Origin of the sequence: Micromonospora sp. NPDC005220 (assembly GCF_040607895.1) — a bacterium.
Lineage (GTDB): Bacteria > Actinomycetota > Actinomycetes > Mycobacteriales > Micromonosporaceae > Micromonospora.
Genome location: NZ_JBEXHP010000042.1, coordinates 23,560 through 46,601, shown reverse-complemented (window position 1 = coordinate 46,601; position 23,042 = coordinate 23,560). Strand labels below are relative to the sequence as shown.

Annotated in this window: 24 protein-coding genes; 13 read left to right on the top strand and 11 right to left on the bottom strand. The window is 70.0% G+C overall.

The window, feature by feature from the left end:
* Positions 1 to 30: 30 nt before the first annotated feature.
* The 3 genes from ABZU52_RS17690 to ABZU52_RS17680 form a co-directional block, all read right to left on the bottom strand.
* Positions 31 to 1,506 carry a PepSY domain-containing protein gene (locus ABZU52_RS17690; RefSeq protein WP_354972082.1) on the bottom strand — a complete coding sequence of 492 codons (1,476 nt, stop codon included), beginning with the start codon at positions 1,504 to 1,506 and terminating at the stop codon, positions 31 to 33.
* Positions 1,507 to 1,653: 147 nt separating this feature from the next.
* Positions 1,654 to 2,262, bottom strand: a complete 609-nt coding sequence (locus ABZU52_RS17685) for a copper chaperone PCu(A)C (protein WP_354972081.1) — start codon at positions 2,260 to 2,262, stop codon at positions 1,654 to 1,656.
* A 65-nt stretch (positions 2,263 to 2,327) separates the two neighbouring features.
* On the bottom strand, positions 2,328 to 4,397 hold the full coding sequence (locus ABZU52_RS17680; RefSeq protein ID WP_354972080.1) for a copper resistance protein CopC: 2,070 nt from the start codon (positions 4,395 to 4,397) through the stop codon (positions 2,328 to 2,330).
* Positions 4,398 to 4,654: 257 nt separating this feature from the next.
* Between ABZU52_RS17680 and ABZU52_RS17675 the strand changes: the two genes are divergently transcribed.
* The 3 genes from ABZU52_RS17675 (at position 4,655) to ABZU52_RS17665 (ending at position 6,054) form a co-directional block, all read left to right on the top strand.
* Positions 4,655 to 4,891, top strand: a complete 237-nt coding sequence (locus ABZU52_RS17675; RefSeq protein ID WP_354972079.1) for an alcohol dehydrogenase catalytic domain-containing protein — start codon at positions 4,655 to 4,657, stop codon at positions 4,889 to 4,891.
* Between the two features lie 27 nt (positions 4,892 to 4,918).
* A complete protein-coding gene (locus ABZU52_RS17670) occupies positions 4,919 to 5,308 on the top strand; it encodes a zinc-binding dehydrogenase (RefSeq protein WP_354972078.1) in 390 nt (129 codons plus the stop codon).
* Between the two features lie 506 nt (positions 5,309 to 5,814).
* On the top strand, positions 5,815 to 6,054 hold the full coding sequence (locus ABZU52_RS17665; protein ID WP_354972077.1) for a hypothetical protein: 240 nt from the start codon (positions 5,815 to 5,817) through the stop codon (positions 6,052 to 6,054).
* A 53-nt stretch (positions 6,055 to 6,107) separates the two neighbouring features.
* On the opposite strand, the gene ABZU52_RS17660 is transcribed toward ABZU52_RS17665, so the two are convergent.
* Positions 6,108 to 7,342 (bottom strand): IS3 family transposase gene (locus ABZU52_RS17660; protein ID WP_354972076.1). Its coding sequence is split into 2 segments (ribosomal slippage): positions 6,108 to 7,063 and positions 7,063 to 7,342, totalling 1,236 coding nucleotides; the frame shifts between segments, so codons are not numbered across the junction.
* Between the two features lie 490 nt (positions 7,343 to 7,832).
* Between ABZU52_RS17660 and ABZU52_RS17655 the strand changes: the two genes are divergently transcribed.
* From ABZU52_RS17655 to ABZU52_RS17645, 3 genes are all read left to right on the top strand, one after another.
* Positions 7,833 to 8,345 (top strand): hypothetical protein, encoded by a 513-nt coding sequence (locus tag ABZU52_RS17655; protein ID WP_354972075.1) that lies wholly within the window; start codon positions 7,833 to 7,835, stop codon positions 8,343 to 8,345.
* Positions 8,346 to 8,470: 125 nt separating this feature from the next.
* A complete protein-coding gene (locus ABZU52_RS17650; protein ID WP_354972074.1) occupies positions 8,471 to 8,923 on the top strand; it encodes a VOC family protein in 453 nt (150 codons plus the stop codon).
* 282 nt (positions 8,924 to 9,205) lie between these two features.
* Complete coding sequence (locus ABZU52_RS17645; RefSeq protein ID WP_354972073.1) at positions 9,206 to 9,838, top strand: hypothetical protein; 633 nt, start codon at positions 9,206 to 9,208, stop codon at positions 9,836 to 9,838.
* Between the two features lie 784 nt (positions 9,839 to 10,622).
* Here the strand turns inward: ABZU52_RS17645 and ABZU52_RS17640 are convergent.
* Positions 10,623 to 11,201 carry an HD domain-containing protein gene (locus tag ABZU52_RS17640; protein WP_354972072.1) on the bottom strand — a complete coding sequence of 193 codons (579 nt, stop codon included), beginning with the start codon at positions 11,199 to 11,201 and terminating at the stop codon, positions 10,623 to 10,625.
* Between the two features lie 104 nt (positions 11,202 to 11,305).
* Positions 11,306 to 12,244, bottom strand: coding sequence for an AraC family transcriptional regulator (locus ABZU52_RS17635; RefSeq protein ID WP_354972071.1), 939 nt, complete (start codon positions 12,242 to 12,244; stop codon positions 11,306 to 11,308).
* Between the two features lie 89 nt (positions 12,245 to 12,333).
* Here ABZU52_RS17635 and ABZU52_RS17630 point away from each other — a divergent pair, with 89 nt between their 5' ends.
* Both ABZU52_RS17630 and ABZU52_RS17625 read left to right on the top strand, forming a co-directional pair.
* Positions 12,334 to 13,257, top strand: a complete 924-nt coding sequence (locus tag ABZU52_RS17630; protein WP_354972070.1) for an NADP-dependent oxidoreductase — start codon at positions 12,334 to 12,336, stop codon at positions 13,255 to 13,257.
* An 81-nt stretch (positions 13,258 to 13,338) separates the two neighbouring features.
* Positions 13,339 to 13,839: a signal peptidase II gene (locus tag ABZU52_RS17625; RefSeq protein WP_354972069.1), complete on the top strand. Its 501-nt coding sequence runs from the start codon at positions 13,339 to 13,341 to the stop codon at positions 13,837 to 13,839.
* Here the strand turns inward: ABZU52_RS17625 and ABZU52_RS17620 are convergent.
* The 4 genes from ABZU52_RS17620 to ABZU52_RS17605 are packed head-to-tail and all read right to left on the bottom strand — an operon-like array spanning position 13,828 to position 17,321.
* Positions 13,828 to 14,430, bottom strand: coding sequence for an LUD domain-containing protein (locus ABZU52_RS17620; protein WP_354972068.1), 603 nt, complete (start codon positions 14,428 to 14,430; stop codon positions 13,828 to 13,830). The genes ABZU52_RS17625 and ABZU52_RS17620 overlap by 12 nt on opposite strands.
* Complete coding sequence (locus ABZU52_RS17615; RefSeq protein ID WP_354972067.1) at positions 14,427 to 15,872, bottom strand: LutB/LldF family L-lactate oxidation iron-sulfur protein; 1,446 nt, start codon at positions 15,870 to 15,872, stop codon at positions 14,427 to 14,429. The genes ABZU52_RS17620 and ABZU52_RS17615 overlap by 4 nt, the downstream gene beginning before the upstream one ends.
* The gene (locus ABZU52_RS17610; RefSeq protein WP_354972066.1) at positions 15,869 to 16,573 is read right to left on the bottom strand and encodes a (Fe-S)-binding protein; all 705 of its coding nucleotides are present in this window, start codon (positions 16,571 to 16,573) and stop codon (positions 15,869 to 15,871) included. Before ABZU52_RS17610 ends, ABZU52_RS17615 begins: the two co-directional genes overlap by 4 nt.
* A 28-nt stretch (positions 16,574 to 16,601) precedes the next feature.
* Complete coding sequence (locus ABZU52_RS17605; protein WP_354972065.1) at positions 16,602 to 17,321, bottom strand: GntR family transcriptional regulator; 720 nt, start codon at positions 17,319 to 17,321, stop codon at positions 16,602 to 16,604.
* A 162-nt stretch (positions 17,322 to 17,483) separates the two neighbouring features.
* On the opposite strand from ABZU52_RS17605, the gene ABZU52_RS17600 reads away from it, so the two are divergent.
* Both ABZU52_RS17600 and ABZU52_RS17595 read left to right on the top strand, forming a co-directional pair.
* On the top strand, positions 17,484 to 18,323 hold the full coding sequence (locus tag ABZU52_RS17600; protein ID WP_354972064.1) for a fumarylacetoacetate hydrolase family protein: 840 nt from the start codon (positions 17,484 to 17,486) through the stop codon (positions 18,321 to 18,323).
* Positions 18,323 to 19,078 (top strand): SDR family oxidoreductase, encoded by a 756-nt coding sequence (locus tag ABZU52_RS17595; protein ID WP_354972063.1) that lies wholly within the window; start codon positions 18,323 to 18,325, stop codon positions 19,076 to 19,078. The genes ABZU52_RS17600 and ABZU52_RS17595 overlap by 1 nt, the downstream gene beginning before the upstream one ends.
* A 15-nt stretch (positions 19,079 to 19,093) precedes the next feature.
* On the opposite strand, the gene ABZU52_RS17590 is transcribed toward ABZU52_RS17595, so the two are convergent.
* On the bottom strand, positions 19,094 to 20,137 hold the full coding sequence (locus ABZU52_RS17590; RefSeq protein WP_354972062.1) for a DUF4034 domain-containing protein: 1,044 nt from the start codon (positions 20,135 to 20,137) through the stop codon (positions 19,094 to 19,096).
* 210 nt (positions 20,138 to 20,347) lie between these two features.
* On the opposite strand from ABZU52_RS17590, the gene ABZU52_RS17585 reads away from it, so the two are divergent.
* The 3 genes from ABZU52_RS17585 to ABZU52_RS17575 all read left to right on the top strand — a co-directional run bounded on the left by ABZU52_RS17585 (position 20,348) and on the right by ABZU52_RS17575 (position 22,985).
* Positions 20,348 to 21,259: a hypothetical protein gene (locus ABZU52_RS17585; RefSeq protein ID WP_354972061.1), complete on the top strand. Its 912-nt coding sequence runs from the start codon at positions 20,348 to 20,350 to the stop codon at positions 21,257 to 21,259.
* Between the two features lie 224 nt (positions 21,260 to 21,483).
* Entirely contained in the window at positions 21,484 to 22,482 is a 999-nt protein-coding gene (locus ABZU52_RS17580; RefSeq protein ID WP_354972060.1) for an RNA polymerase subunit sigma-70, read from the top strand.
* A gap of 5 nt (positions 22,483 to 22,487) precedes the next feature.
* The gene (locus ABZU52_RS17575; RefSeq protein ID WP_354972059.1) at positions 22,488 to 22,985 is read left to right on the top strand and encodes a DUF6069 family protein; all 498 of its coding nucleotides are present in this window, start codon (positions 22,488 to 22,490) and stop codon (positions 22,983 to 22,985) included.
* The last annotated feature ends 57 nt before the right edge of the window (positions 22,986 to 23,042 follow it).

Here is a 23,042-nt window from a genome sequence, read left to right as displayed (position 1 = left end):
CGTCGTCCGACGGACGGCCGGACCTGTGGATCAGCTCCCCGCGGGTGCCGGGGAGGTGGGAGCCGCGGCGAGTCGCCGGCGTCGAGACACCGCACCTGCCACCACGTCGATGACGAGGAAGGCGAGCAGGGTGAGCCCGAACAGGGGCAGCGCCCAGCCGATCGCCACTGTCACCGGCACGCCGATCAGCAGCGCCCAGAGCGGCAGGCCGCGTACGCCGCCGCGGGCCGGCGGGGTGCCGGCGATCGCCCGGCGGTCGGCGCGGGTGGGCCGGCGTTGCCACCACATGCGGTAACCCCAGAAGATGACGCAGAGCAGGCCGAGGGCGAGCGCGGTGAGCAGGACCTGGTTGATCAGTCCGAAAAGGATCCCCATGTGGGCCTGGATGCCGAGGCTGCTCAGTTTCGCCAGTAGCGGCCAGTCGGCGAAGTCGCTGCGGGCGGTGACCGTGTCCGAGGCCGGGTCGACGGCGATGCGGTCCTTCCGGACCGGCCAGGTGTTGTCGACCTGCGCGACGGTCCAGGCGGAGCCCGGCTCCGACGCGGGGCTGATCTCGACCGGACCGGAGAGGCCCGCGCCGCGAGCGACCGACAGGACCCGATCGAAGGCCGCCGACTCGACGACCCCGCCCGCCCCGGCGGCACCGTGCTCGTGACCGCCGCCGGTGTCGGCAGGGGCGGTGGGGCCGACGGTGAGGATGGTGGAGATCTCCGGAGTGCGGGCATTCAGCGCGTCGAGGCCGGCGGCGAAGTTCGCGCCGGCGAATCGGGACCAGGTCAGACCGGTCACGGAGAGGAAGAGGAGCCCGACGGTGAGCCAGATGCCGGTGGTGGCGTGCCATCCTCGGGTACGGCGGACACCCTTACCGGCGGACAGGTCCGGCACGAACAGGTGCCGGGCGGCGGCTCGGGCGGCGCCGCGGCGGCGCCACCAGAGGACGACCCCACCGAGCGCCATCACCCACAGCCAGCTGGCGGCCAGCTCGGAGTAGTGCCGCCCCACGACGCCCAGGTGCAGGTTACGGTGCAGGTCGTCCAGCCAGGTGGTGGTCGGCGTGGACCCGAACCAGGTGGTGAGCTGCCCCTGAGACTCGCCGGTGTACGGGTTGATGTAGACGGTGTGCTGCTTCTCGCCAAGCTCGGGCAGGGAGAACACCACAGCGGTGGTCCGGTCGCCAGCGCCGGGTTGCACGGTGGTGATGCTGCCGTCCGGGTGCGCGTTGCGCGCGGCCCCGATCTGCTCGGCCAGCGGCAGTTGCCGGTCACCCACCTGGGCGACGGTCAGCTGGTCGCCGTAGAGGATGGTGTCGAGTTGCGGGGTCACGGTGTAGGCCAGGCCGGTCAGTGCGGCGACCACCAGGAACGGGGCGACGAGGATGCCGGCGTAGAAGTGCAGCCGCAGCAGCAGCGCGCCGAACGGTGATGTGCGCCGGGCGGCTCGGGCCGGTTTCTCGGCGGTCGTGGCGGGTTCCGGCTGCGGCGTGCCGGACAGTTCGGTGAGAGACATGCTGATCCGATCGGAAGAGTCGGGAGGCACGAAGGTGTTTCCCGTACTGGTCTGGTCGCCCGGTGAGGTGTCGCGTCGGCCCTAACCGGTAGTCGGGGGAGAGACGCCGGTGGTTCCCGGGGAGGTGGGGAGATCGAGGCTCCGACGTCAGGGCTGGTCGGGCCGGGCCGCCCGTCGCCACAGCAACCCAGCCGTCACCAGGACGACGAGGGCCAACGCGGCACCGGCGACGAGTGCACCGACGCCCGGACCGCCGTCGGACTCCGCTGCCGCGGCGGCGGACGGGGCGGGCGTTGACCCGCTGACGTTGGCAACCGGCGCAGCGCTGGAGGTGGGATCGGCCACAGCGAACGGATAGGAGCCCTGCACCGGCTCCAGCGCGTGCGTGCTCCTGGCCTTGATCACGGTGCCGCCCTGCTTCGCCTGCATGACCATCTTGCCGTCCTTCATGGCCATCTCGTGCAGCTCCATCGGCGACACCGAGGTCGCCGCGCTGGTCAGAGTGACATCGCTGTCGCCGTCGTTGACCAGGGTCCCGAAGGCCGCCGTCATCCCCTTGTCGGCGGCCTTCACCCACGGGTCACGAATGCCGAGCACCCCGGCGTCCGGGTTGGCCGAGGCCGACGCGGACGCATTCGCCTGCCCGGTCGCCGGAGAGGCGGACGAACCGCACCCGGCGGCGCTGACCGCCAGGACGGCGGCGGCGAGGACGGCGGCCGAGCGGCGGCGCGGACCGGGCGGGCTGGTGCTGAGCATGTGTTCTTCCTCCGATGACTGCTGCTGGCTGGATGGTCGGCCGCAGCAGGGAGGAAGTTCCAGGCTCAGGGCACGTTGATCGTGTACTCGGCGGTGTGTACCGTCCCTTCGACCTGGAAGTCGAAGAAGGCCCGGTACCGGCCCGAGCTGGGCGCGGTCAGCCAGAACTGGACCGTCCCGTCGACCAACTCCTGCTCCGGGTGGACGTGCACGTAGCCGAGGTCGCCCTCGCGGACGACGACCAGGTGCCCGTACGCGCCCAGGTACCGCTCCAACCCCACCGGCGTGGCCGGCTCGGCGCGCTGGACCTGGAACTGCATCGGCGCCGTCACCCCCACCGTCGGGGTGCCGGTCATCGAGACCGAGTACGGCCCGGCCGTCGCCGGTGACTGCGCGGGCGGCAGCACGGCGGGGGTGTGCGCCCCCGGCACCGTGTGGTCGACACCCAGCACGAGCGGCACCTGCGCGCCGTTGGCCGCGGTCACGGAGAAGTCGGCGTAGACGCGGTAACCACCGGGTCGGGCCAGCGTCAGCGGGACGCTCCAGGTGCCGTCGGAGGCCATCGTCGGGTGCAGGTGCTGGTAACCGGTCAGGTCGCGGCCCACCACGATCATGTGCAACGGCTTGTCGTGTACGACCGCGAAGCGGGTAGCCGGCTGCCGGTCGGTGCCGACGATCCGGAAGCGGTAGTCGGCGCGTACCCCGGGGGTTTGGGTTCGTTCCAGCGGTTGCAGCGTGTAGCCGCCGGCGCTGACGGTCGTCCCGGTGGCAAGCGTCTCGCCTGTTCCGCCGTCGCCCCGGTGCGTGTGCGGTCCGGTGCCCGCCGGGTGTTGGTGTCCGTCGGCCGCGGACACCGCCGGGCCGGAGTCGGTCGGACCGCCTGCCGGCTGCCGGGCGGTGTTGGCGGCCGGGCCCTCGTTGCCGCTGATGCGCGCCAACCCGAAGCCGCCGAGCAGGGCCAGCACCAGGGCACCGACGAACAGCGCCAGGCCGGTGTTGCTCAGCCGAGACCCGGGCGTCGCGGCGGCGAGGTCAGGGTCGGGCGATGCTCCGGGGTCGACGGGCGGTCGACTGTCCGTCGTGGCGGGGGTTGTCGCGTCCTCATCGGTCGGAGTTGGACCGACCGCGACGCCCGTCCGAGCCACGACGACCGTGGTGTCCTTACGCGCGGCCGGCACCGCGCTGGGCCGCCGCTTACCGCCCGGGGCCTGCGTACCGCCGTCGGTTGCCCCGCCGGTCCTACCTGCATCGGTCCTACCACCGGCGTTCTTGGCACCGGCGGTCCTGACACCGGCGGTCCTGTTGCCGGAGGTCCTGGTCCCGGGACGGGTGCCGGCGCTGCGTCGACCGGACGTCACCGACGAGGTGCGGCCCCGGCCGACGGGTCCGCCAGTGGGGGCCGTCCGCCGACGCCAGACGACGAATCCGGCCGCCGCGACCGCCACCGCGACCACCGCCAGGCCGGTCCACGCCACCGCTCCGGGGCCGCTCTCATCAGCCGATTCGGTCGGCGCAACCGCTGTCGCGGACGGCGGAATCGCCGTCTCGGCCGCGACTGTCGGCACTGCCGAAACCTGCCCGGATGACCCGTGTTGCTCGGCGGTGGCCAACAGCGCCGGATCCGGCTGGCTCGACGGCGGGCTCCACCCCTTGGGCGCCGCCGTCACCGGCCCGTCGTAGCGGAAGGTCAACGTTCCGCGTACGGGGTCTCCGTCCGAGGCGACCGACAGGTAGCTCACCGAGTACTGGCCCTTGGCCGGCAGGTGCGCGACCGCCACTGTCGCGGGGAACCCGGTCGTGTACTCGCGTGGCTCGAACTGGCCGTTGACCAGGAAGTACTCGCGCACCGGCTGGTCCAGCGGCTTCGGCTCCCCGTACGACCAGCCATTGTCGACCCGGATGCCACCCGGCGCGGTGATCGTGAAGAACGCGTTGGCCGCGGCCTTCTCGGTGAAGAACAGCTGCACCGAGGTCAACGGCTCGCGCACCGTGGCGCCACCCGCCGGCGTGGACATCGCGAGGGTCCCGTGAGCTGCGGCGGGCTGAGCGGACGCGAGGAGAGCGACCGCCGAGACGAGGAGGAGCGCGAGGAGGCCCGAGACCACCCGGCCGCAAGTCTGGGGGAGACGACGCATCTGGATATCCTCACCCTCGCGAGACTTTTTTCAAGAGGTGACGATCTTTTTCCGCACGTGGCAAAAGTTCCGCCGGGTGCCGACACGGGTCGCCGAGGAGGCCACCCGGCCGGCAACCCGGTCGGATAGCGTCCAGGTGCCATTCCGCTCACGGAGAGTGTGGAAGTTGTGCGCGCTACGGCGCTGCGGGAGTTCGACGATCCGTTGACGGTCGAGGAGATCGGCGACCCCACTCCCGGGTCCGGGGGCAGGTGCTGGTGCGAGTCGTCGCCAGCGGGATCAACCCGCTCGACACGAAGATCCAGGTAGGAAGGGCCGCGCACGCGCGCATCCAGCTACCCGCGGTGCTCGGCCTGGACCTTGCCGGCGTCGTCGTGGCGGTCGGCGCCGACGTGACCGGCTTCGAGCCCGGAGACGAGGTGTACGGGCTGTGCGGGGGCGTCGGTGACCTGCAAGGGCTCGCTGGCGAGTACGCCGCCGTGGACGCCCGGTAGCTGGCCCACAAGCCGAGCAGCCTCTCGATGCGGGAGGCCGCCGCGTTGCCGCTGGCGGCTGTCACCTCCTGGGAGGCGCTCGTGGGTGGCGCAACGCTCGACGCCTCGTTCGCGGCGGTACGCACCTATCACGGGCACGTCGTCAGCGCGCTGGGCTGGGGCTCACACTCGCTCGCCCCGCTGTCGTTCCGTGGCGCGACCTACTCCGGGGTGGTCACTCTGCTGCCGATGCTCACCGGACGGGGCCGCGAACACCACGGCGACATCCTGCGCGAGATCGCGACGCTGGCCGACGCCGGTGCGCTGCGTCCCCGACTGGACGGGCGCTGGATCACGCTCGACACGGTCATGGACGCTTACCGGCTGGTCGCCGACGGTATGGCCGAGGGCAAGGTCGTCGTGGACGTCGCCGGCTGAGCAGAGCCGTTCGTTCACACCGAAGAGGTCGCTGGTTCGATACCAGTATCGCCCACTCTCAGTTGGTGCAAGTCAGAGGCCGCTTCCCGGGTTTGGGAGGTGGCCTTTCTGCTGTCGTACAGCAGCCAAGTACAGCAACGGCGTCAGTGGTCGAGTGAATCGCCAAGGGGCTTGAGGGCGTCTCTAGTCGCCTTGTTTGATACCTGCGTGTAGATCTCCATCGTCACGGAGAAGCGGGCGTGCCTCAGCACCTGCATGGCGACTTGGTCGTTAGGTGGCATCCCGGCGGGTGGCTGCTCTTGGGCCGTCCCTGGGTCATCTGGGTCGTCACCGGGCCGTCAAACGCTGACCAGAGACAACCACCGACGGACCATCAGCGCCCCAAGAACACCAGGCCAGCCACCATGTCGGGGCGGCTGGCCTGGTGGGCGACGGACGACGACCTGTACGTCGGATAGTGTGAGCCAGCGTCCAGGATGGTCGATCGATTGACGCTCAGGAGTGACATGGGGACCAACTGGCTTCACGCCTCGTTGCAGGACAAGCCGAAGGACTGGGTGGTTCTTCAGCTCTACGCGCGGATCGATGACGACAAGAGGCGCGGTGGGGACTACGCCGTTCTGGCGCGGTTCAACGAGAAGATGGTGAAGGAACACCACATGACGCGCGACGGCCACCAAGCGTGTGCTGCGTGTGGAGACCCTTGGCCTTGCGCCACCGTGGCAAGTGTTCTTGCGCCTGGTTGAGCGGGCCCTGGCGGTCCTTGGACTGTCAAGCCCCGGGTTTGATGGAGAGTTGGTTAGCTGGTTTTCAGGGGTGCGGTGACCGGTTGGGTCATCGCGTGTAGGGCCTCGTGTTCGGCGGGTGGGATGTGTCCGAGTTCGCCGTGTAGCCGGCGGTTGTTGTACCAGTCGATGTACTCGACGGTGGCCATCTCCAGGTCGTCGAGGCCGCGCCAGGGACCTTGGTTGCGGATGAGTTCGGCCTTGTAGAGCGAGTTGAACGCCTCGGCCATCGCGTTGTCATAGGAGTCGCCCTTGGACCCGACCGAGGCGACGGCGCCGGCCTCGGCGAGCCGTTGGGTGTAGCGGATCGCTCGATACTGGACTCCTCGGTCCGAGTGGTGGACGAGTTTACGCAGGTCAGCTCCCTGACTCTCGCGGCGCCAGATCGCCATCTTCAACGCGTCGAGAGCCAGATCCGTGTAGAGCGACGTGGAGACCTGCCAGCCGACGATCATGCGGGAGTACACGTCGAGGACGAACGCGGCGTACACCCAGCCCACACTGGTGCGCACGTAGGTCAGGTCGGCGACCCACAGGTGGTTCGGATGTTCCGCGGTGAAGTCACGTCTGACCAGGTCACCCGGGCGGCCGGTCTCAGCCGCCGGCCGAGTCGTACGCGGTGACTTGTCGCGCAGCAGCCCACGCAGCCCGGCCTGGCGCATCAGCCGCTCGACGGTGCACCGGGCCACCGGCATGCCACGCCGGCGCAGCTCGTGCCAGACCTTGCGTGCCCCGTAGACGCCGTAGTTGGCCGCGTGGATCTGCTCGATCATCACGGTCAGCTCCTCATCGCGCCGCGACCGGGCCGAGGCGGGGCGGGTCTTGGCGGCGTAGTAGGTCGACGGTGCGATCTGTGCCGGCGTGCCTTCGAGCGCCTGCAGGACCGGCTGGACACCGTGTTCGGCCTTCTGAGAGTCGACGAAGTCGACCTTCATCGCGACGGACGGTCCAACTCCGCCGCGAAGAAAGACGCCGCGGACTTCAAGATCTGATTCGCCCGGCGCAGCTCACGCACCTCCCGTTCCAAGGCGGCAAGGCGTTCCGCGTCGCTGCTGGTGGTACCCGCACGCTGGCCGGCATCGGTCTCGGCCTGCTTCAACCAGGTCCGCAACGCCTCCGGATGAACTCCGAGCTGGTCGGCGATCCGCCGGATCGCGCCGACCGCGCTGGCCGGATCCCGGCGGGCCTCGATCACCAACCGGGTCGCACGCTCACGCAACTCATCGGGGTACTTCTTCGGTGCCGGCATAGCTTGATCTTCTCCCAGGTTTCGATGTCTCCATCAAACCCGGTGCGGAACAGACCGTAGCCTTGGCCATGCCCGATGCGTGCCCGATCCAGCGGTCAACCGTGAGGGAGGGCAGAGTCATGCCTCATGATCGCACTCGGTGCGGAGGAGCAAGGTGGCCCTTGCGTACACCGTTGCTGAGGCTATGGAACAGGCCACGGCAGAGTTCGGTGTTCGGCGACACGACTGGGACCTCAGGCAATAGGAACGGGCCGGCCCACTTCCCACCGCCGCTCGACAGCAATGGCGACAGCAACCGATCCGGACGAGAACGGCCGGCAGCGATCGGGCGCGGGCAGTCGCCTGAGGTCACAGACGCGGACGGACACCCCTGGACGAGATGAACAGAGCTTGTAATCGAGATGTCAGATGGCGCCAAGATTCGCGATGCGCGGGGTGGCGGCTTGGCTGGGGGTCGCGGCAGCGGCGCTGCTCGACGGACCATGTCCTCATGGACTTGCTCACGAGCGTCGTTGTGCCGCTTGCCTCGATAGCGGTGGGTGCAGCCCTCACCTACTGGCTCAACGTGCGGGCACGCAAGGCGTCGCACGTCGAGGAACTGATCAATGATGCCATCGGGGCTGTGGCAATGGAGGAGGCAAGCCGGTCTGCAATAACAGCGGCCCAAGGCGTGGAGCACCTGCCTGACGCTGAGCGCATGGCCCTAGAATACTCGGTGATCAGGGCGGCCATCGAGAACCACAACGTCAAGAACATGCTCGCTCGGGAAGCGCTAGCCCGAGTGATGGTTATCGACCAAGGCGTCCGGCGGTACTACTACGAGCCCGAGACCATCAGCCAATGCTCAGAAGAGATCTTGGATTACCTCCTCCGCTTGCGAGGCGACCGCGGGCGAAGGCGCAGTGTTGCCCGGCTGCGGCACGAGCAGCCAACTGAGCAGCCAAACCGGCGACCATCAGCAGACGACCGCGGACCAGCGCAACACTCGACGCAGGTCCAGTGAAGTGATCTCAGCAAAGGGTTGGACGGCACTGACGCTTCGCGAGCTGCTCGTCTTCGGGGCTGGTGGAGTCTGGCCGTGGGCCGGACTGGGGAGACGCTGCTGGTGACATCGGGCATGCTGTGGGTATGACTGAGGAACTGAGAGATCGTTCCGTGCCGTCCGGCGACACGGTGTCCGCTTCGCCATCAGTGATCTCTGTGATGCTGATCGTCCCGGATGCTGACGCTGCGGTCGCCTGGTGCAAGGCTGCGCTGGGCGCGACAGAGTTGTGGAACCTTGGTGGCGTCGCCGGCCTTGAGATCAGTGGCGCGGCCTTCTTCCTCCATGAGGTCAATCCCGAGAACCTCACAGAGACCAGTCCCGGCCAGGCGGGGGTCACAAGCACCCGCATTGAGGTGTTCGGCGATGATCCCGACACCTTCATCGAGCGCGCCGTGGCCGCGGGCGCAATCGCCGGAGTGGGAATCGAGGATCACCACGTGCCCTGGGGGACGCACCGTCAAGGTGGCTTCACGGACCCGTTCGGTCACAAGTGGTCAGTAGGCGACAAGTCACCTCTGGGTCCGTTCCCACGCTGATTGGGCCGGCCCTTCGAATGCGACGCAGGATCGCGTACGGCGGCATGGCCTGCGGTCTGGCCCACTCTGATGCGAAGTGTCAATGCCGGAGCTGGAGTCCGGAAATGGGTCGACACGGACGCAACCGTCCAGAGCGGACGGTGCTCGGCTCGGCGTGGAGTCCTCAGTAGGGGAGCAACCAGTGCTCCAGTGCCAACTCGTAATGCGCGGATCGGCTAGACGGCGTCGTGGGCCGGCCAACTGTCGGCGTAGCTGTTGCCCAGAGCCTCTAACCTGCCTCACGTGAGTAGGTCTGAGATCTGGGCGCCAGTAGTGGCGGCAATCGGAGCTTCGCTCCTTACAACGCTGGCGACGTTTGGACTGCTGTGGGTGCAGCGGCGGTGGTCCGCTAGGGACGCCGCCCAGCAGGAGCGGATCGCGGCTTACCAGGACCTGCTGGCGCGCACGTTGACCCTCGCATTGCGAGCGGACGCCGTCCGTCAGACGATTCGCTTCCGGTCCGGCCTCGCGGAGGGTCTCAGCGTCACACTTCGTCAACGACGACCACTCGACTCGTTCGAGCTTCACGATTGGCTGAGCGAAGACTGGCGACCCGTCAGCGATGCTTGGTCACAAGTTCATGTCGTGGGGTCGCAGCAAGCTATCGACGTTGCCGATCGTCTGCTAGACGCATGCGGTGACCTCCTTGCAGCCGCCACTGCCTTTGATCAAAGCCGCAACCGCTTCACGCGGGTAGTCCGTGGTGAGGCACCGTCTGATGAGCAAGCTAAGGCCTACCAGGCTGCCTTGAGACGCATGGCCGGCGAGCGAGTAGCCCTCGCACGGCTTGCCCGTGTTGAGGCTGGCAACGAGGAGGTCGTGTTCGCGTTCGACCGGGCGACGGCCGAGTCCGAGTCCGAGACCCGGCCGTCATAGCTCCCGGCGCTTCGCTTGGCCGGGGTTCGCTCCGGCCACAGGCACCGCCGGGAACGCTGTCGACAGCAACGCCGCCGGACAGGCGCGCATCAGCGAGCTTGGAGACGGACGCAACTCCGAGCTGGCGACCGTTCCCGGACCTGGGTGGACCTGCTGCACAGAACTTACAAACGAGGGGTCCGACGGCTACGACGAACGCTGCCACCGGTCGGCGCCGGAGCGCCGAGCCAGGCTGAGAGGCGGGCGGGCCAGTCCTCGTCACCGAAGTCAGCTCCGATCAAGAGATCACGCCAGTCCTCTCGGGCCAGACGTAAGGCATTATCGAGCTTGTCGAGTCGACCCTGAGCGAGGCGCACGACCGCTGCGAACATCCGCTCCGGGTCTTGACGAGAGTCCGCGACTATTTGATCGAGACTGTGCAGCCTGTCCACGACCGCGTCGGCGTGGTGGGGGAAGTCGGCGTCGATGCGGTGTCGGAGTCGAGGAGAGATGCCCGGCATTGTTGGAGTCTATTCGGGCGCGGCCGAGCCGTTATACGCCTGGAGGTAGACCCCACGACCCGCCGCACTGGCCTAGCCGCCAAGGTGGACATTGGCAACGTCGCTCCCGAGGAGCGGCAAGATCCGGAACATGCGCGGAATGATCATGCAGAACGGTGGCAAGCCCTCGGACGTATGCCCTGTTAGGACGAGGGTGTGTGCAGCGAGAGCTAACCGTTCCTAAACCGTGTGCGTCTGATGCCGTCGGGGAACGTCTGAGGTCTGGCACCGGCAGGATTGAACTCTTACTCCTGCGGCGGGGGAGTGAGCCAGGCGAGCGGTTGTCCGGTGAGGGCGGCGTCGGCGATGCGGTGGGCGCTGGCGGTCTTCAGGGCGGCTCGTGAGCTGTCGATCCAGCGCTGCACGTTGTCGATGCCTTGATGGCGGTACTCGACGGCTTGGACGAGGCATTCCAGCTTGTCGGCGTCACGAGCGACGACAGCTTCTGGTGTCTCGCCGGCTTCGTATTCGGCGACGGCGGTGGTGATGACGTCGGCGACGGCCGGAGGACAGGCGGAGACCTGGTCGGCGGTGACGGCGGTGTTGGGTACGGCGGTGAGATAGCGCTTGGCGATGTGGGGGATGTCGGTGATTCGGGTTTCCTGTGTGTCGTGCAGGGTGCAGAGCATCGACACTCGGGCTGGGTCGGCGCCCTCCATGGCGGCGAGCATCATTCCGATGAGCGCCGTTCGGAAGGAGTGTTCAGCGATGGATTCGGGGTGCTTGACGCCGGCGAACCACCAGCCGGTGCGGGCGGCGCGTTTGAGGACGCCGGCTTCGAAGATGAAGTTCATCGCTGCGGCGGCGTCGTGGTCGTCGGTCATCTGCCCATCCCTGTGCCGGTGAATCCGTCCGCCCGCAGGCTGTAGACGATAGAGGTTAGTTCCTGCCGTGACTGCGTGGAGATCCCGCCCTGTAGGTGCGACTGCTATCCGTTACGGCGGTACCTGCCGGGGGAGGTTCCGTACCGGCGTTTGAACGCGTTGGCGAAGGCGAACTCGGAGGTGTAGCCGACCCGAGCCGCGATGACGCTCAACGGCTTGTCGGATTGGCGGAGGAGTCGGGAGGCGGTGGTCATCCGCCACCACGTCAGATAGGTCAGCGGCGGCTGGCCGAGCAGTGTGGTGAAACGGCGGGCGAACGGTGCTCGGGACAGCCCCGCTTCCGCAGCGAGTGTCGCGACGGTCCACGGCCGCGCCGGGTCGCGATGGATCGCGTGCAGTGCGACCGCGGTGGCCGGGTCCTTGAGTGCCGCCGCCCAGCCCGTGCTCACCGTCCCAGGCGGGGGGTTCTGGTCGAGCCAGGTACGCAGGATGTGCAACAGCAGGGTGTCGAGCAGCGCCGGGATGATGGCGTCGGTGCCGAGGCGGGGTCGTTGCAGCTCGGTGGCGAGCAGGTCCACGGTGGCGCGTAGCTCGGGGTGCCGCCCGAGGTGCGCCGGCAGGTGGATGAGCTCGGGCAGGTCGTCGAGCAGCGGGTGCGCGTGGATCGGGTCGAGTTGGTACGCCCCGCACAGGGTGACCGTCGCGGACGCCGCGGTGTCGGCGGGAGTGCCGACCACGTTGTCGGCGTAAGGCTGGAGCGGTAGCTCGTTCGGGTCGCAGGCGGGTGCGTCAGGTGAGGTCGATGGGCTGTCGGCGAGCGTGTGCCCTCGGCCGTGTGGCCGGAACACGATGTCCCCGGGCGCGAGCCGCATCGGGCCGATGTCCGGGGCGACGAGCCAGCACGGTCCCTCTAGGACAATCTGGAAGCCGGCCGAGCCAGGTACGGAGGCGAATTGCTGCGCCCACGGGGCGTGCCACGCGACACGCGCGGAGCGCGGCTGGCCGGTTCGCAGGGCCGTGATCACGTCGCTGAGCACGTCCACCCGCGCAGGATACCCACGGGACACGAACGAGTATGAATCGAGGACCACGGAGCATGGATCGTCTTCGGCTGCCGACCTAGGTTCGAAATATGCGAGCCATGCGAATGAACAGGTACGGTGCCGCCTCGGTCATCCGCGAGGAAGCCGTGCCGCGCCCGGCCCCGGACCGAGGTGACGTCCTCATCCAGGTCGCCGCGACCTCGTTCAACCCGTCCGATGTCGGGCTGCGGCGCGGGCTGCTGCGCGCCGTCCTCCCGTTGGAGCTCCCGTACACCCTCGGTGGGGACGTCGCCGGCACGATCGTCGAGGTCGGCGACGACGTGCACACCCTCGCCGTGGGCGACCGGGTCATCGGACGGGTCGACACGGGCGGCGCCGCGGCCGAGTTCGTCACCGCTGCGGCTGACACCCTCGTCGTGGCGCCCACCGCCGTCCCGCTCACGCACGCCGCGGCCATCCCCATCGCCGGCCTCACCGCCTGGCAGGCGGTGTACGAGCACGCGTGCATCACCTCCGGACAGCGGGTGCTGGTGAACGGGGCCGGCGGTGGAGTCGGTGGGTTCGCTGTGCAGCTTGCCAAGCACGCCGGGGCCCACGTCATCGCCACGGCCAGCACGCGCAGCGCCGACGTGGTGCGCCAGCTCGGGGCCGACGAGACGATCGACTACACGGCCGCACCCCTCGGTGACGCGCTCGACGGCCCGGTCGACGTGATCCTCAACCTCGTCGACCTCGCTGGGCGGCCCGCGGCGGCACTGATGTCGCTGGTGCGCCCCGGCGGCGTTGTCGTGTCCGCCACCGTCGCGTTGACGGCGCCGGCCGGGTCGTCGGTGACAGCGGTGAGCTTCGTGGCCCGCAACGACACAGGTCACCTTGCCTCGCTCGTCAAGCTCGTCGACGCGGGCGCCGTCCGGGTCGACATCGCCGCGTCGCGTCCGCTCGCCGATCTGGCCTCGGTGCATCTCGACGCCGAGTCCGGCCGTGTCCGGGGCAAGACGATCCTCATTCCCTGAGGACCTTCGGCCTGTGCCAGTACGCGCCGGTGCTCTGGTCGGCCGGTGGTGACGGTCCAGCTGACCAGCTACTGTTCCGGAATGTTCCGCGCCGTCGTGTTGATCGCTGCTGTGGTGCTCGCTGCCGATCAGGCCACCAAGTACTGGGCCGAGTCCGCGCTCTCCGACGGGCAGACCATCACCATTCTCGGTGAGCTGCTGCAACTGCGCCTCGTCTACAACCCGGGCGCGGCCTTCTCGATCGGCTCCGCGTACACCTGGATCTTCGCGGTGTTCGCGGCGGCGGCGGTGGTCGCGGTGACGGTGGTGGCCCGGCGGGTCACGTCGCGGGCCTGGGCGGTGGCGTTGGGCCTGGTGCTCGGCGGAGCGGCGACGCACCTGCTGGACCGGCTGTTCCGGGAGCCGGGTTTCGCGCGGGGGCACGTGGTGGACTTCATCGATTACGCCGGCTTCTTCGTCGGCAACGTCGCCGACATCGCGCTGGTGGTCGGCGTGGGCATCGTCATGCTGCTCAACGTGCGCGGCATCCCGTTGCGGGACACGGCGGGCGAGACCCGCGAGCAGGTGTCGTCAGACTCCTGAGCCGACCAGGACGACCTCCAGTCGGCGTGGGCCGTGCACCCCTTCGACCCGGTTCAGCTCGATGTCGCTGGTCGCGGACGGACCGGAGATCCAGGTCTGCGGCGCGCGGGGTTCCAGTCGGGTGAGCGCCTCCGGCAGCAGACCGACGACCTGGTCGGTGCGGACGACGCAGATGTGCCGGTCGGGTACCAGGGTGAGCGCGCGCCGCCCCTGCGCCGGGCCGGCGTCGAGGATGATGGTGCCGGTGTCGGCGACCGCGACGGCGCAGCCGGTCAGGACCGCGTCCAGGCCGTCGAGCGCGGCCGGCGACAGCGGGGGCGCGTCGCGGTGCAGCTGCCCGGCGTAGCCGGCCAGCCAGTCGGCGGGAACGTCGGTGGGGACGGCGAGCCGGTCGACCTCGCTGAGCAGCCCAGGTAGGGCGTCGATGCCGTGGTGGACGACCGCCCGGTAGTCCTCCAGGCGGTCCACCAGGGTGTCGATCAGGTCGGGGCGGTCGTCGGCCCGGCGGTACCGGCGGGGCACCTGCACCGGCGGCGGGCTGTCGGCCAGGGCCGTCCGGAGCCGCGCCAGGATCTCGTCACGTGCGCTCACTGCTTCCCCCACCATTCCCGGAAGGTCTGCGGCGCGGGTAGCGGCAGGTCACGCGACCGGGTCCACGCCGAGGCGGGCCAGGGCAGTCGCCGCAGCGTGCGGGCGCCGGTGCTTTTTTCACGGTACGCCCCGAGCGGCCCCGCGCCGGTCCGGGCCAGGCGCAGGGCGGCGGCCCAGCGCCGGGGGCTGCGCATGACCCAGGACAGGACGCGCATGGTGGCCCGTTCGGCCGGCGGATGCGGTGCCTGTTGACGGAGGTGAATCAGGATCTCCGGAATGTTGATCTTCACTGGGCACGCGTCGTAGCAGGCGCCGCAGAGGGTCGACGCGTACGGCAGCGAGGCGTTGTCGGCCACGCCGGTCAGCTGCGGCGACAGGATCGCCCCGATCGGCCCCGGGTACACCGAGCCGTACGCGTGCCCGCCGGCCCGCTCGTACACCGGGCAGACGTTGAGGCACGCGGAGCAGCGGATGCAGGACAGCGCCGGACGCCCCACCGGGTCGGCGAGCACCGCGGACCGGCCATTGTCGACGAGCACGACGTGCACGTCCTGCGGGCCGTCCCCGGGGGTGACGCCGGTCCACATCGAGGTGTACGGGTTCATCCGCTCGCCGGTCGAGGATCGCGGCAGGAGTTGCAGGAAGACCTCCAGGTCGGTGAAGGTCGGCAGCAGCTTCTCGACGCCGACGACGCTGATCAGCGTCTCCGGGAGGGTGAGGCACATCCGCCCGTTGCCCTCGGACTCGACGACCACGAGGGTGCCGGTGTCGGCGACGGCGAAGTTGGCGCCGGAGACGGCGACCCGGGCCGAGAGAAAACGTCGTCGCAGGTGCGCGCGGGCCGCCTCGGCCAGCGCGGCCGGTTCGTCGCTCAGGTCGGCCGGCGCGTCGGGCATGCGACGCTGGAAGATCTCCCGGATCTGCGCCCGGTTGTAGTGGATCGCCGGCACCAGGATGTGCGAGGGGGTGTCCTCACCGAGCTGCACGATCAACTCCGCGAGGTCGGTCTCGTACGCGGCGATCCCGGCGGCCTCCAGCGCCTCGTTGAGTTCGATCTCCTGGGTGGCCATCGACTTGACTTTCACGACCTCGTCGGCCCCGGCGGCCCGGGTCAACTCGACCACGATCCGGCACGCCTCGGCCGCGTCGCGGGCCCAGTGCACTGTGGCGCCGGCGGCGGTGGCGGACGCCTCGAACTGCTCCAGCAACTCCGGCAACCGACGTTGGACGTCCGCCTTGATCGCCGAGCCGGCGTCGCGCAGCGCCTCCCAGTCGGGTACCTCGTCGACGACCCGGGCGCGCTTCGCGCGGATGGTGCGGGTGGCCCGGTGCAGGTTGGCGCGGAGTTGCTGGTCGGCGACGGCCGGTCTGGCGGCGGTGGGGAAGGGCAGTGGCGTGCGGATCCGCCCGCTCCCGGTGGCGGGCGCGACCGGCTGGCTCATGAGCTGGCTCCGGCGAGAATCTCGGCGTAGTGCACGGCCCGTACACCCGACCGGTGCCGGTCGAGGCCGCCGCCGATGTGCGCCAGGCAGGAGTTGTCGGCCGCGGCGAGCACCCGCGCGCCGGTGTCGCGGACCCGGGCGCACTTGTCGGTGAGCATCGCGGTGGAGACGTCCGGGTTCTTCAGGGCGAACGTGCCGCCGAAACCACAGCACTCCTCGGCGTCGCCCAGCTCGACCAGCTTGATCCCGCGTACCTGGCGCAGCAGGGTCAGCGGCCGGTCACCGAGGCGCAGGATCCGCAGGCCGTGGCAGGTCGGGTGGTAGGTGACCGTCTCGGGGAACTCGGCGCCGACGTCGGTGACGCCCAGGACGTCGACGAGCAGCTCGGACAGCTCGTAGGTGCGGGCGGCCACCGAGGTGGCGGGCGGGTGCAGGCGCGGGTACTGGTCACGGATCATCGCGGTGCACGACCCGGAGGGCACGACGACGGCGTCGTAGGAGTCGAAGACGTCGACGTAGTTGCGCACCATCGGCATGGCCTCGGCCCGGTAGCCGGTGTTGGCGTGCATCTGGCCGCAACAGGTCTGGGCGGTGGGGAAGTCGACGGTGTGGCCGAGCCGCCGCAGGATGCGGGTGACCGCGATGCCGGTGCCCGGGAACGCGAGGTCGTTGACGCAGGTGATGAAGAGGGCGATCCGCATGGCGGCTCCTCGGATGGGTCGGGGTGGGTCACGCCGGGTCGCGCGGTGTTGCGGGGGTGGGAAGTTGGTCGAAGGCGGGCAGGTGGCGCTCCCGGGCGGCGCTGAGGTGGGCGCGCATCGCCTCGGTGGCGGCTGCCGCGTCGCCGGCGACGATGGCGGCGGCGATGCGCTGGTGCTCGGTGTTGGTGTCCGGTGCGCCGCCGACCGGGAAGTAGAGCCGGTGCAGGTGCAGGTGTGAGTGCAGCCGGGTGATGGTGTCCCGTAGCAGGGGGCTGCCGGACACCTCGGCGATCAGGTCGTGGAACTTCGCGTCCAGCGCGGTGAACGCGGCGTGCCGGCGATAGCCGTCGCCGGCCTCCACGTCGATGCTCGCGGCTGCCTCGACGCTGATCCGCTGCCGGGCCTCGGCGGAGGCGTGCGTGGCGGCCCGCCCGGCGGTGGCGCCCTCCAGCAGTTGGCGGACGTCGAACAGGTCGTCGAACTCGGCGCGACTCAACAGGGGCGTGGTGGTGTAACCGGAGAGCGGGCGTTTCCGGACCAGGCCGTCGGCCTCCAACCGGGCGAGTGCCTCCCGCACCGGGGTGGGGGAGACGTCCAGCTCCCGGGCCAGCGCGTCGATGTTCACCCGCTCGCCGGGCGGAAGGATGTGGTCCATGACCAGCGTCTTTATCGACTCGTAGACGTCCTCGGCGAGGGTGAGTCGACGGGCGGGACGGAGTCGACCCTCGCGCGCTTCCTGCTGGGCCATCACGTCTCCTCAGGAACCCCTTGACGGTTCCGGTGTGAGCCAGTACACACTGGCAGGGCAACATCCTATACGAAATAGGTTTGCCCGCCACGCCGTGATCATCGACGCGAGCAGCTGTCCGGCTACCGCGGCGATTCGTACCTGTGCACTGGAGGTTGGTTCGTGAGATTCATGCGCGTCGGGCCCGTGGGGCGGGAACGCCCCGTGCTGTACGTCGACGGCCGGCACGTCGACCTCTCGTCGCTCACCGTCGACATCGACGGCGAGTTCCTCGCCGGCGACGGCGTCCAGCGGGTCCGCGAGGCCACCGACCTGCCCGAGATCGACGTCACCGGTCAGCGGGTCGGCGCACCGATCGCCCGGCCCGGGGTGGTGCTCTGCGTGGGGCAGAACTACGCCGCGCACGCCGCCGAGTCGGGTGCCGCCCCACCGACCGACCCGATCATCTTCTACAAGGCGCCGAACACGGTCGTCGGCCCGTACGACGAGGTTCTGATCCCGCGCGGATCGACGAAGACCGACTGGGAGGTCGAGTTGGCGGTGGTGATCGGCCGACGGGCCCGCTATCTCGCCTCGCCGGCCGACGCCCTCGCGCACATCGCCGGGTACGTGCTCTCCAACGACGTCTCCGAGCGGGATTTCCAGCTCGCCGTCTCCGGCGGGCAGTGGTCGAAGGGCAAGTCCTGCGAGACGTTCCAACCGCTCGGCCCGTGGCTGGTCACCGCCGACGAGGTCGGCGATCCGCAGGCGTTGCGGTTGCGGTCCTGGGTCAACGGCGAGCCCCGCCAGGACTCCAGCACCAAGGACATGATCTTCGACGTGGCGTACCTGGTCTGGCACCTGTCCCAGTACACCGTCCTGGAGCCGGGCGACGTCATCAACACCGGCACCCCGCAGGGGGTGGCGCTCTCCGGCCGGTTCCCGTACCTGGCCGCCGGCGACGTCATGGAGGTCGAGATCGACGGCCTCGGCCGGCAACGCAACGTGCTCCGGGACGCCTGATGCGGTGTGACGGTCTCGTGGCGGTGGTGACCGGAGGTGGGTCGGGCATCGGGCTGGCCTGCACCCGGGCGTTCCTCGCCGCCGGCGCCCGGGTGGGTGTCCTGGACCTGGAGCTGTCCGGTCTGCCGGAGGAACCCGGCGTCCTCGGCGTCCGGGCGGACGTGGCCGACCGGTCCTCCCTCAGCGCGGCCGTCGCCTCGGTCGCGGCGGCGTTCGGCGGCATCGACATCCTGGTGAACAACGCCGCCATCTCGGCCGTGGGCACGGTGGAGGAGAACGACGACGAGCAGTGGAGCCGGGTGCTCGACGTCAACGTCTCCGGCGTGGCCCGAACCAGCGCCGTCGCCCTGCCGTACCTGCGCCGCTCGTCGGCCGCGGCGATCGTCAACATCTCCTCCATCGCGGCGACCACCGGTCTGCCCAAACGCGCCCTGTACTCGGCGTCGAAGGGTGCCGTGCACGCCCTCACCCTCGCCATGGCCGCCGACCTGGTGACGGAGGGCGTCCGGGTCAACTGCGTCGCCCCCGGCACCGTCGACACGCCCTGGGTGGCCCGCCTGCTCGCCGGCGCGGCCGACCCGACCGCCGAGAAGCGGCAGCTGGCCGCCCGGCAGCCGACCGGCCGCCTGGTGACCGCCGACGAGGTGGCCGCCGCCGTCGTCTACCTCGCGTCGCCCGCGACCGGCTCGGTGACCGGCTCGTCGTTGCCGGTGGACGGAGGCATGTCCGGCCTGCGATTGCCTGCCCAGCGCTGATCGTGGCGATGCGTGTCAGGCAGCGCGGCGGGCGCGGCGGCGTGCTCGGATGAAGGCGACGTCGCCGCGCACACGGTCACCCCACCAGGACCACGGAACGCTTGTCACGTACCGGCCGATCGACGCGAAGACCGGCGCGGCGTCGGCGTCGCGGCCAGTGCGCGCCAGCCCGTACGCCAAGAAGTTCGCGTCGTTGAGCCAGTCGGCGTGCCGGGTGGCTGGCTGGTGAAACCACAGGGACAACGCGTTGTCAAGATCGGATTGCATGATCGGATCCTGCCGCCAACGCTGGCCCATCTCGTCGGCGGTGCTTCCCGGCGACTCGCGATCCTGCTCCCACAGCGCCCACTCGGCGGCCGCCCACACGGGCAGCACGTGCAACGGCGAGCCTGCGGGCGCTGCGGCGGCGACCGACCTGGCGAAGTCGAACATCGCCTCGTGCGAGCCGCCCCACTTCCTGCAGTGGTAGGTCAACTTGAGGGTGTGGCCTCGCCGATGCCAGGGATCCAGCCGGGTCAGCTCACGCCACGTCTCCTCGACGTCCTCCGTCGACGCGCTCTGGTCGATCAGGAGCTTCAACTGGTTCGCCCACGGCGTGGGGTCCTCGGGTGCCAGCCGCATGGCCAGGTCGTTCACCTCTGCGGCCAGTTGCTGTAGGCGGCGGAACTCAGCCCACTGCTCTGGACGGACGGCAGCGGCCCAGCCCCCGCCGCGTACCTCCCAGGCTCGTGCCATCAGGGAATGGGCACGGACGAGCTGAGCGTCCGGACAGGTGGGCGAGCGTGCCGCCCACTGGTCGGTCCAAGCGGCCTCCGTGTCGACCCGGCCGGTCGTACGGTCGACTCGGGATCCCAGCCCACCAGCTGTCGATTCGGCCAGCACGCGGACGTACCGCGCCCGGCGGTCGTAGTCACCCCGGGTGGCAGCCATGGCCTTGCGGGCCGGCTCGATGTCAGAGCCGTACCGCGCCTGCGTGCATGCCTCGCGCAGCACGGTGTCGTCCTGAGCCCGGTTGGTATCGATCTGGCGGGTGAGTAGCCGCCACACGGTCGAGATCACAACCGAAGAGGGTAGGCGTCGTTCGCGCGTGTGTCCGGCCCGAACCTGGTCCGGCGTGAGCCTGTCTCGCGGCCATGTCGCGTGCCCGCCGAGCCGGGGATGAGGGCAGCGGAGGAGATCAGGGGGGCGCTGGGTCACGGTCGCGTAATGAGAGTCGGGTCTGGCCTGCGGCTGCCGAACGCCAGATCGGGTGCGTGACATGATTGCGCCATGGGGAAACAGCAGGACGTCGGCGCGGCCGACCGTCACAGCGGGTCCGGCACCACCGCCCACCGTCCGATCGGTGGCAACGCTGACGCTCGGCTCGCGCTCGCCCAGGACCCCACAACGCCACAAATGACCCTTATCGACCTGGCGTCCGACCCGTCGGTACTGGTCCGCAAGGCGGTCGCCGCTCGGGCCGACGCACCCGCGCAGGCCCTCCGACCGCTCACTCGCGACCCTGATCGTCAGGTCCGCGAGGCCGTGGCGAGGAACCCCTCCACCTCGATCGCCAACCTCATGCGCCTGGTCAAGGACGCCGACCGGTGGGTCCGTTGGGCGGTCGCCGGCAATCCGGCCTGTGACGAGTCGATCCGCCGGGTCATGTCGGAGACCTCGGACAAGGAGCTTCGCGGTCTCCTCGCGGAGAGTCCTGAGCTGGAGCCGGAGCTGGCCGCCAGGCTGATCGACGACGTCTCACCCGAGGTACGGGAACGACTCGCCACGCACACCCACGACCCCGACGTGATCACCGCCCTGCTGGCCGATCGCACCGCACGCGTACGCAAGGGGGTTGCCCGCAACCCGCGGACCACCGCCGAGCAGCGCAGCGCGCTCGCCGCGGACCCGGTGGTCGACGTCCGTGCCGCGCTGGTGCGTGCCGTCGAGCTCAGCGACGCGGACCTGGCCCGCCTGGTCGACGACCGCGCGGTGCAGGTCCGCCTGGCGATGGCGACGTCCGAGTTCGTTCCGCAGCACATCCGGCAGACGCTCGCTCGCGATGCCGACGAGATGGTGGCCAGCGCGGCACGGGACTACCGCCCGGGGTCAGGCAACGCCTCCGCCGTGCGGGCGCCCCGCATCGCGCACCGGCCCTCCGCCGCCGGCGCGAGCCGATCAGGTGGCGGCACCGCCCGGTAGCGCCGGGGGCTTTCCCGTCACCACCGCGCATGATCGGGTGATGAAAAGTAGGCTCCACGACCCTGCCTGACCTACTTCTCATCACCTGATCATGCGCTGAACCGGCACGTCCAGGGCTCGCGAGCACAAGACACCGGCACGGCGGCAGGGGCCGCCGTGATGAGTTGTCGGGTCCGCGCCCGTCATACCTACGACAGGACATGACGAGGCGGAAGGATGACGTGATGAGTGCGGACACGCGGCTTCAGGAGCTGGGCGTGAGTGGTCTGGGCGAGGTCGACGAGCCGGCGTTCTCGGGGCTGGCGCAGCGGCACCGGCGGGAGCTGCACGTGCACTGCTACCGCATGCTCGGGTCGTTCGAGGACGCCGAGGACACCGTGCAGGAGACGTTCCTGCGGGCCTGGCGGCGGCGGGAGACCTTCGAGGGGCGGTCGACGTTCCGGGCCTGGCTGTACCGCATCGCCACCAACGCCTGCCTGGACCTGCTCGCCAAGCGCCGCCCGGAGCCGGCGACCGGCGGCGAGGTGCTGTGGTTGCAGCCCTACCCGGACCGGTTGCTCGACGAGCTGCCCGCGGGCGATGCCGACGAGCCGGAGGCCGTCGCCGTCGCGCGGGAGACGATCGAGCTGGCGTACCTGGTCGCGGTCCAGCACCTCGCGCCGCGTGCGCGGGCCGTGCTGATCCTGCGGGACGTGCTCGGCTGGCCGGCGAAGGACGTCGCGGAGCTGCTCGGGGACTCGGTCAACTCGGTGAACAGCGCCCTGCAGCGGGCGCGCGCCGGCATGCGGGAGCACCTGCCCGCCGAGCGGCAGGACTGGACCGGCGGTGAGGAGGACGCCGGGACGCGCGAGCTGGTGCGCCGCTTCACCGAGGCCAGCGTGGCCACGAACGTCGACGTGCTCGCTGCCATGCTGCGGGAGGACGTCCGCTACTCGATGCCGCCCACGCCGGGCCTGTACGTCGGCCGCGACGCGGTGCTGAACAGCTGGGTCGAGGACGGCTTCGAGGGCATGACGGGCCTGCGCGCGGTCCCCACCTCGGTGAACCGGCAGCCCGCCATCGCCTTCTACCACTGGCGGGAGCAGGAGGGCGCGTACCTGCCGCTGACGATCGACGTCCTGCGCATCACCGGCGGCGCCATCACCGAGTTGGTCACCTTCCACGATGACCAGTTCCCCCGGCTCGGGCTGCCGACGCGTCTGCCGGCGGACGACACGGAGTAGTCCCGGTGTGGACGCTCACGCTGCCCGGCGGCACGCGTGCCGAGGTCGTCGCGGCGGAGTGGCACGACGCGTTCGCCGGCACCGGCTTGATTGCCACACTCGCGGCAATGGTGGCCACCACTCTCGCCGCCACGCTGGCCCGGGCCGCCGGCGTCGACTTCGAGATCCCCGATGGTGGGGAGACGATCCCGTTGTCCGGGATCGCCGTGGTGACCGGCTTCTTCTCGGTCGTGGGCGTCGTCATCGCCGTGGCTCTGCTCCGATGGAGTGCTCGGCCCGCCGACCGGTTCGTGTGGACGGCGGTAGCCCTGACCGCGATGTCGCTGGTCCCGCCCCTCATCTCCGGGGCGAACGCGGCCACCATCATCGCCCTGCTCGGGCTGCACCTCGTCGCCGCGGCGGTGGTGGTCCCCGTCCTGGCGCGGAGCCTCCGCACCCGGATCCTCCGCCCCGCGCCGTCGGCGACCCCTCGGGTCGGCGCAGCGTCCGACTCGTCGGCCTAACATCCCGATGTCGCGAAGTAGCGGACCACCCCAACGGCTCCTGCGTGGAGCACGAAG